Annotated in this window: 8 protein-coding genes; all 8 read right to left on the bottom strand. The window is 69.2% G+C overall.

Features of this window, described 5'->3' with window-relative positions:
• A partial coding sequence (locus H5J31_RS28395) for a hypothetical protein (protein ID WP_328701639.1) occupies positions 1–400 on the bottom strand: 400 nt, incomplete at its 3' end.
• Between the two features lie 146 nt (positions 401–546).
• Entirely contained in the window at positions 547–1248 is a 702-nt protein-coding gene (locus H5J31_RS28390; RefSeq protein ID WP_181775717.1) for a response regulator, read from the bottom strand.
• Positions 1245–3830, bottom strand: a complete 2586-nt coding sequence (locus H5J31_RS28385) for a DUF4118 domain-containing protein (protein WP_181775716.1) — start codon at positions 3828–3830, stop codon at positions 1245–1247. Before H5J31_RS28385 ends, H5J31_RS28390 begins: the two co-directional genes overlap by 4 nt.
• 5 nt (positions 3831–3835) lie before the next feature.
• Positions 3836–4447 carry a potassium-transporting ATPase subunit C gene (locus H5J31_RS28380; protein ID WP_181775715.1) on the bottom strand — a complete coding sequence of 204 codons (612 nt, stop codon included), beginning with the start codon at positions 4445–4447 and terminating at the stop codon, positions 3836–3838.
• A gap of 4 nt (positions 4448–4451) precedes the next feature.
• Positions 4452–6545 (bottom strand): potassium-transporting ATPase subunit KdpB, encoded by a 2094-nt coding sequence (kdpB, locus tag H5J31_RS28375; RefSeq protein WP_181775714.1) that lies wholly within the window; start codon positions 6543–6545, stop codon positions 4452–4454.
• The gene (gene kdpA, locus H5J31_RS28370; RefSeq protein WP_181775713.1) at positions 6542–8212 is read right to left on the bottom strand and encodes a potassium-transporting ATPase subunit KdpA; all 1671 of its coding nucleotides are present in this window, start codon (positions 8210–8212) and stop codon (positions 6542–6544) included. Before kdpA ends, kdpB begins: the two co-directional genes overlap by 4 nt.
• Positions 8212–8313, bottom strand: a complete 102-nt coding sequence (gene kdpF / locus H5J31_RS39955) for a K(+)-transporting ATPase subunit F (protein WP_007031325.1) — start codon at positions 8311–8313, stop codon at positions 8212–8214. The genes kdpA and kdpF overlap by 1 nt, the downstream gene beginning before the upstream one ends.
• Positions 8310–8465, bottom strand: coding sequence for a hypothetical protein (locus H5J31_RS39635; protein ID WP_207898924.1), 156 nt, complete (start codon positions 8463–8465; stop codon positions 8310–8312). Before H5J31_RS39635 ends, kdpF begins: the two co-directional genes overlap by 4 nt.
• Positions 8466–8575 lie beyond the last annotated feature (110 nt).

Below are 8575 nucleotides of genomic sequence, written 5' to 3'. Positions count from 1 at the left end.
ACGACCGCGCCGGCGTCCAGCTGGTCCCGGGCAACGCCGTCCCCGGCGGCCCGATGACCGTCAGCGGCTCACCGATCCCGGGCGCGCCCTCCAGCTCCACCGCACCGCCGACCACGGTCACCTCGGTCGGACCGGACGGCAAGGAGACGACGAGCGTCGTCACGCCGCCTCCGGTGGTACCCCCGAACCCGGGCCCCGGCGACCCGCCGCACACCGTGCTGCCGCCGACCACGCCCAAGCCTCCGACGACCAAGCCGACGACACCCAACACGAGCACGCCGCCTCCGACGACGACACCCTCGTCGGACCCGTCCGATCCCCCGTCGAGCCCTCCGGGCGGCGGCTCCAGCTCCAGTGGCGCTCCGGAGTCGACTGCGGGCCGGTCCAGCACCTCCGGCACCGACACGAGCGTGAGCACCCCTCAGTAAGCCCCACCCCTTGGGTACGGCCCCACAGAGGTGTTGCGAAAGCCACTTTCGCAACGTTGAAGGTTGCGAAAGTGGCTTTCGCAACACCTGCACCCCGAGGACCGGCTGCCCGGCTGGCTCACATTTCGAAGCGGTAGCCCATTCCCGGTTCCGTCAGCAGGTGCCGCGGCCGCGAGGGTTCCGGTTCGAGTTTCCGCCGTAGCTGCGCCAGATACACCCGCAGGTAGTGCGACTCGGTCTCGTACGTCGGCCCCCACACCTCGTGCAGGAGTTGCTTCTGCGCCACCAGACGGCCGCGGTTGCGCACCAGCAGTTCCAGTACGCCCCATTCGGTTTTGGTGAGGTGCACTTCCTTGCCGTCCCGGCGCACCTTCTTGGCCGCGAGGTCGATACAGAAGGATCCCGTGTCCACCACCGCGTCCACACCGTCCACAGTGGACGACACTGAACGGCGGACCGCGGCGCGCAGGCGGGCGAGGAGTTCGTCCATGCCGAAGGGTTTGGTGACGTAGTCGTCGGCGCCGGCGTCGAGGGCCTGCACCTTGTCGGCCGAGTCGCCGCGCGCGGACAGCACGATGATCGGCACGGTCGTCCAGCCGCGGAGTCCGGCGATCACCTCGGTGCCGTCGAGGTCGGGCAGGCCGAGATCGAGGACGACGACGTCGGGTTTGGTCTCGGCGACGGCCTTCAGCGCGGCCGTCCCGTCGTGGGCGGTGATCACCTTGTAGCCGCGGGCGGACAGGTTGATCCGCAGGGCTCGCACGATCTGCGGCTCGTCGTCGACGACCAGAACGGTCGCCGAGGCGGTTTCAGCGCTCATCGCACTCGCTCCCCCTCTTCGTTTTCCAGATCCTCGTCGTCGATCGCGAGGAGGTTCTTTTCGGGATCCTGACCAACATAGGCGGGCAGCGAGATGACGACGGTGAGCCCGCCGCCGGGCGTGTCCTCCGCCCGGATCCGCCCGCCCATCGCCTCGGTGAACCCCTTGGCGACCGAAAGCCCCAGTCCCACACCGGGCACGCTGTCCCGGTCTCCCCCGAGCCGTTGGAACGGCGCGAAAGCCGAGTCCGCGGTGCCCTTCTTGAGGCCGCGCCCGTGGTCGACGATGCGCAGTTCGACATGGTCCGAGTGGGTGCTCGCGCGCGCCGAGACGGCCTCGCCGGAGACGCCGTGCCGAAGCGCGTTGTCGACGACGTTCGCCACGACCCGTTCCAGCAGACCGGGATCCGCGCAGACCGACGGCAGCCGGGAGTCGATCGCGACCACGACCGAATCCGAGTTGTCCACATTGGACAGCGCATGCGAGACGACCTCGTCGTAGCCGACCGGCCGCAGATGCGGGCGGACGGCGCCGGTCGCCAGCCGCGAGGAGTCGAGGAGGTTGTCGATCAGCCCGGCGAGCCGGTCGGCCGATTCCTCGATCGCCTCCAGTAGTTCGTCCGTGTCCTCTTCGGACAGTGAGATGTCGGTCGCGCGCAGGCTGCCGATGGACGCCTTGATGGACGTCAGGGGCGTGCGGAGATCGTGTCCCACGGCGGAAAGCAGCGCCGTCCGCAGTTCGGTCGCCTCGGCCTTGCGCTCGGCGCGGACGGCCGCCTTCGCCGTCCGCTGCTGCCGCAGGGCCAGCAGTGCCTGCCCGGCGACCGCTTCCAGCACCCGCCGGTCCGAGGCGGGCAGCGCACGGCCGCGCAGCGTGAGATGGACGTCGGCGGTGACCGCGATGTCGGCGTCGGCCTGATCCGGATCGGCACAGGGGTCCGAGCCCGCGTTCGCCACGCGCTTCCACTTGCCGTCCCGCTTCTCCAGCAGGGTCACCGCGGTCATCCCGAAGTTCTCGCGGACCTTCTCCAGCAGCCGCTCGATCGGGTTGGTGTGGGTGAGCACGGTCCGCGCGTACGACGCGAGCAGCGCCGCCTCCGTCCGCGCCCGCGCGGCCTGCGTGGCGCGCCGTGCGGCGGTGTCGACGACCGCCGCGACGAGGACGGCCACCAGCACCATCGCGACCAGCGTGATCACGTTGCGCGGTTCGTGGACGGTCAGGTTGTAGAGCGGTGGCGTGAAGAAGAAGTTCAGCAGCCCGGCCGAGAGCACCGCCGCCAGCAGCGCGGGCCCGAGCCCGCCCACCAGCGCGACCAGCACCGTCGCGAGCACGTAGTCGACCACGTCGGTGGAGAAGTCCAGCTGATCCCGCAGCAGTACCCCGAGCAGTGTCGCCAGCGCCGGCAGCACCAGCGAGAGCGTCCAGCCGGCCAGTCGCCGCGACGGTGTCAACGGGCTCCGGGTGAACCGGGCGCGCAGCCGTCCGCCCGCCTGGGCGTGCGTGACCATGTGGACGTCGATCGGGCCGGACCGCTGGACGACGGCCGCGCCGATGCCCTCGTCGAAGAGCCGCGCCACCCGGGAACGCCGCGATGTGCCCACGACCAGCTGCGTCGCGTTCACCCCGCGCGCGAAGTCGAGCAGCGCCGTCGGGACGTCGTCGCCGACCACGGTGTGGAAGGTCGCGCCGACCTCTTCGGTCAGCTTCCGGTACTTGCCGACCGCCGTCGGCCCCATCCCGGCCAGCCCGTCGCCGCGCAGGATGTGCAGCACCTGCAGTTCGGCGCCCGCGCGATTCGCGATCCGGCTCGCCCGCCGGATCAGCGTCTCGCTCTCCGGCCCGCCGGTGATCGACACGACCACCCGTTCGCGTGCTTCCCACGTGTCGGTGATCTTCTGCTCGGCCCGGTACCGCTGCAGGGCGACGTCGACCTGGTCGGCGACCCACAGCAACGCGAGCTCCCGCAGCGCGGTGAGGTTGCCGGGCCGGAAGTAGTTGCCCAGCGCCGCGTCGATCCGCTCGGCCGGGTAGACGTTGCCGTGCGCCAGGCGCCGCCGCAGCGCTTCCGGCGTGATGTCGACGAGCTCCAGCTGCTCGGCCCGCCGCACGACCTCGTCGGGCACCGTCTCCTGCTGGACGACGCCGGTGATCCGCTCGACGACGTCGTTGAGGCTCTGCAGATGCTGCACGTTGACCGTGGAGAGGACGTCGATCCCGGCGGCGAGCAGTTCGTCGATGTCCTGCCAGCGCTTCTCGTTGCGCGAACCCGGCACGTTGGTGTGCGCGAGTTCGTCGACGACGGCGACCTCGGGCGCGCGGGCGAGCAGCCCGTCGAGGTCCATCTCCTCGAACTCGCGGTCCCGGTGCTCGGACCGGCGGCGAGGAACGGTCTCGAGGCCTTCGACGAGCTCCGCCGTCTTCTTGCGCCCGTGCGTCTCGACCAGGCCGACGACCACGTCGGTGCCCCGGTCGAGACGACGGCGCGCCTCACCGAGCATCGCGAAGGTCTTCCCGACGCCGGGGGCCGCGCCGAGGTAGATCCTCAGCTCGCCCCGGCGCGGCTTGGTCGTGTTCTCGTCCACGAGTGTCAGTGTGCTCCTCCGGCCGCGTCGCGCACGGCCAAGTTGACCTTCAGCACATTGACGCCCGGCACACCGATCCCGGCGCCGCTCGTGTTCTCCGCCACGAGCTGCCGGACCTTCTCCTCGGAGAGGCCGGTGTTCCTGGCCACACGCGTGATCTGGAGATCGGCGTAGGCGACGCTGATCGCCGGATCCATCCCCGATCCCGACGCCGTCACCGCGTCGGCGGGCACCTGCGACTCCTGGACGCCTTCCCGGGCGGCGATGAGCTTCTTGCGCTCGCCGATGGCCGCGACCAGATCCTCGTTGTACGGGCCCTTGTTCGACGGGCCGGACGACGACGGGTCGCCGGGGCCGAGCGCGTCCTTCGACCCCGCGGACGGACGGTTGTGGAACCACGGGTCCTTGGCCGGGTCGGCCGCGACCGGGTCGACCCCGATCAGGGACGAGCCGACGGCCTGCCCGTTCTGGGTGATGATCGAGCCCTCGGCGTTGGACTCCAGGCCGGGGATCCGGGACACCGCCCACACACCCAACGGGTAGACGACTCCCAGCAGGACCGTGAAGACGAGCAGGACACGCAGCCCGGCGAGGGTCTGCTTCAACAGTGCGTTCATGGGATCACCCGATTCCAGGAATGAGACGGACCACGAGGTCGATCAGCCAGATCCCGAGGAACGGGCTGACGATGCCGCCGAGGCCGTAGATCAGCAGGTTCCGGCGCAGCAGCGCCGAAGCCGAGGAGGGCTTGTACCGGACGCCGCGCAGGGCGAGCGGGATCAGCCCGACGATGATCAGCGCGTTGAAGATGACCGCCGAGAGGATCGCCGACTTCGGCGTGGCCAGCTGCATGACGTTGAGCGCGCCGAGCTGGGCGAAGATGCCGGTGAACATCGCGGGCAGGATGGCGAAGTACTTCGCGAGGTCGTTGGCGACACTGAAGGTGGTCAGCGCGCCGCGGGTGATCAGCAGCTGCTTGCCGATCTCCACGATCTCGATCAGTTTCGTCGGGTCGGAGTCGAGGTCCACCATGTTCCCCGCCTCCTTGGCGGCGGAGGTCCCGGTGTTCATCGCGACGCCGACGTCGGACTGCGCCAGCGCGGGGGCGTCGTTGGTGCCGTCGCCGGTCATCGCGACCAGCCGCCCGCCCTCCTGCTCCTTCTTGATCAGCGCCATCTTGTCTTCGGGTTTGGCCTCGGCGAGGTAGTCGTCGACACCCGCGTCCTGCGCGATGGCCTTGGCCGTCAGCGGGTTGTCCCCGGTGATCATGACGGTTTTGATGCCCATCGCGCGGAGCTGGACGAACCGCTCCTTCATCCCGGGTTTGACCACATCGGACAGCCGGATCACGCCGCGCACGAACGCTTTCGCGCCGTCGTACTCAGCGACGACGAGCGGGGTCCCGCCCTGCTGGCTGATCTCGTCGACGACCCGTTCGGTCTCGTCCGGCATGTCGCCGCCGCGTTCGCGGACCCACTCGCGCACCGCGGTGGTGGCGCCCTTGCGGACCTGCCGGGCGCCGATGTCGATGCCGCTCATCCGCGTCTGCGCGGTGAACTCGACGAAGTCCGCGAGCTTCTCGTCGTCAGACGCCGTTTCCGCGAGACCGTGCTCGCGGGCGACGAGTTCGACGATGCTGCGGCCTTCCGGAGTGCCGTCGGCGAGGCTGGACAGCCGCGCCGCCTTGGCGATGTCCGCCGCGGTGGACCCGCCGACCGGGATCAGCTCGGTGGCCTTGCGGTTGCCGAAGGTGATCGTGCCGGTCTTGTCCAGCAGCAGCGTCGAGACGTCGCCGGCGGCCTCCACCGCGCGGCCGCTCGTCGCGAGCACGTTGCGCTGCACCAGCCGGTCCATGCCCGCGATGCCGATCGCGGACAGGAGCGCGCCGATCGTCGTCGGGATCAGGCAGACCAGCAGCGCGGTCAGCACGATCACGGACTGCTGGCTGCCGGAGTAGCCCGCCATCGGCTGCAGCGCCACGACGGCGAGCAGGAAGATGATCGTCAACGTCGAGAGCAGGATCGTCAACGCGATCTCGTTCGGCGTCTTCTGCCGGGAAGCGCCCTCCACCAAGGCGATCATGCGGTCCACAAAGGACTCACCGGGTTTGGTGGTGATCTTCACGACGATGCGGTCCGAGAGCACCGTCGTGCCGCCGGTGACCGCGCACCGGTCGCCGCCGGATTCGCGGATGACCGGGGCCGATTCGCCGGTGATGGCCGATTCGTCGACGGTCGCGATGCCCTCGACGACGTCGCCGTCGCCCGGGATGACCTGCCCGGCCTCGACGACCACGAGGTCACCGACGCGCAGGTCCGCGCCCGGCACGTTCTCCTCGTCGCCGTCCTCGGTGAGGCGGCGCGCGATGGTCTCCTTCTTGCTGCGGCGCAGGGTTTCCGCCTGCGCCTTGCCCCGGCCTTCCGCGACGGCCTCGGCGAGGTTCGCGAACAGGACGGTGAACCACAGCCAGATCGTGATGAGGATGGTGAACACGCTCGGGTCGGTGACGGCGAAGACCGTCGTCAGCGCCGAGCCGATCCACACCACGAACATGACCGGATTGGCCAGCTGGTGCTTGGGGTTCAGCTTGCGCAGCGCCTCCGGGAGCGAGGTCAGCAGCTGCCGGGGACTGAAGATCCCGGCACCGACCCGTCCGGTGTTCTCCACGTGGTGCTGAGAAGTCTCCTCGGGAGTTCGTTCCTGTGTCACGGTCATGCGAGTGCCTCTGCTATGGGCCCGAGCGCGAGCGCCGGGATGAAGGTGAGGGCCGCGACGAGCACGATCGTGCCCGCGAGCATCGTGCCGAAGAGCGGTCCGGTGGTGGGCAGCGTGCCGGCGGTCTCCGGAACCTTCCGTTGCGAGGCAAGGGATCCGGCGAGGCACAGCACGGCGAGGATCGGGATGTACCGGCCGAGCAGCATGGCCACCGACAACGAGGACTGGAACCAGTCGTTCGTCACGGTCAGCCCGCCGAACGCGCTGCCGTTGTTGTTGCCGGCCGACGCGTAGGCGTAAAGGACCTCGGAAAGGCCGTGCGCGCCCGAGTTCGTCATGGCGGCCGGGGTGTCGGTCATCATCAGCGCGATACCCGAGCCGAGCAGCACCACGGTCGGCATCGCGAGCATGGCGACGGCCGCGCAGGTGACCTCGCGTTTGCCGAGCTTCTTGCCCAGGTACTCCGGCGTGCGGCCGACCATCAGCCCGGCGAGGAACATCGCGATCACGGCCATCACGAGGATGCCGTAGAGACCGGTGCCCACCCCGCCCGGCGAGATCTCGCCCAGGAGCATGTTGAGCAGCGCGCCACCGCCGCCGAGTCCGCTGTAGCTGTCGTGCGCGCCGTTGACCGCGCCTGTCGACGTGCCGGTGGTGGCGTTGGCGAACAGCGAACTGAGGCCGATGCCGAAGCGCTGTTCCTTGCCCTCCAGGTTCGCCCCGGCGGCCAGCGACGCCGGACCGCTCGCGTGGGCTTCGGACAGCCAGGTCACCGCGAGCATGGCGGTGAAGAGCCCGGCCATCACCGAGAGCAGGACGTAACCCTGCTTGGTGTTTCCGACGAGCTTGCCGAAGGTCCGGGTGAGCGACACCGGGATGACCAGGATCAGGAAGATCTCGATCAGGTTCGTCCACGCGTTGGGGTTCTCGAACGGGTGGGCGGAGTTGGCGTTGAAGATGCCACCGCCGTTGGTGCCGAGTTCCTTGATGGCCTCCTGGCTCGCGGCGGGCGCGAGCGCGATCTTGCTGGTGCTCCCGTCCGGGTTGAGGACGTCGACGCCGCTCTTGAGGCTCTGGACGACGCCGAGCGCGATCAGCAGGATCGCGGCCACGAACGCGATCGGCAGCAGGATCCGGATCGTGCCGCGGGTCAGGTCCACCCAGAAGTTGCCGAGGCGGTCGGTCTTCGCGCGGACGAACCCGCGCACGACCGCGACGGCGACCGAAAGACCCACGGCCGCGGACAGGAAGTTCTGCACCGTCAGCCCGGCCATCTGCACGAAGTGACCCATGGTCGCTTCGGGGCTGTAGGACTGCCAGTTCGTGTTGGTCACGAAGCTGACGGCGGTGTTGAAGGCGACCGCCGGTGAGACCGGTTCCTTGCCGAGGCTCCACGGCAGGATCGCTTGGAGCCGCTGAAGCAGGTACAGGAAGACGACGGAGACGAACGAGAAGCCGATCACGGCGGACGCGTAGGTCTTCCAGTGCTGTTCCGATCCGGGGTTCACCCGGAACAGGCGGTACAGGCCGCGTTCGGCCTTGGTGTGCTTCTCGGCAGAGGACACCGAGAAGACGCGCGCCATGTAGTCACCGAGCGGTTTGTAGACCGCGGCGAGCGCGACGAGGAGGAGGCCGGCCTGCAAGAGGCCGGCCGCGACGTCTGACATCAGAATTTCTCCGGCCTGACCAGTGCGATGAACAAATAGACGATCAGCCCCAGCGCCAGCAGTCCGCCGACGACGTTGGCCACGGCTCCCGTGCCGGTCACAGCTTCTCCAGACCGCGAAGGGTCAGGGCGAGAACCACGAATACGCCGATCAGGAGCACGGCGTAGAGCAAGTCGGCCACTAGGCACCTCTCAGGACAGGTCACCCCATCGGTGACCAGGACTCCGCAACAGTGCGCCTGGTCGAACCGCATCCGGCCGTCGCCTGACGACGTCTTGATGCCCCGATCGAGTGCATTTACGCGTTCTTGACGCGCGGTGACCTGTCCCACAGACAGTGACGCACTGCGGACGGAGCGTGCAA

The sequence above is a fragment of the Amycolatopsis pittospori genome (assembly GCF_013870525.1).
In the GTDB taxonomy this organism is placed as follows: domain Bacteria; phylum Actinomycetota; class Actinomycetes; order Mycobacteriales; family Pseudonocardiaceae; genus Amycolatopsis; species Amycolatopsis pittospori.
This window is presented reverse-complemented; position numbering and strand designations above follow the sequence as displayed.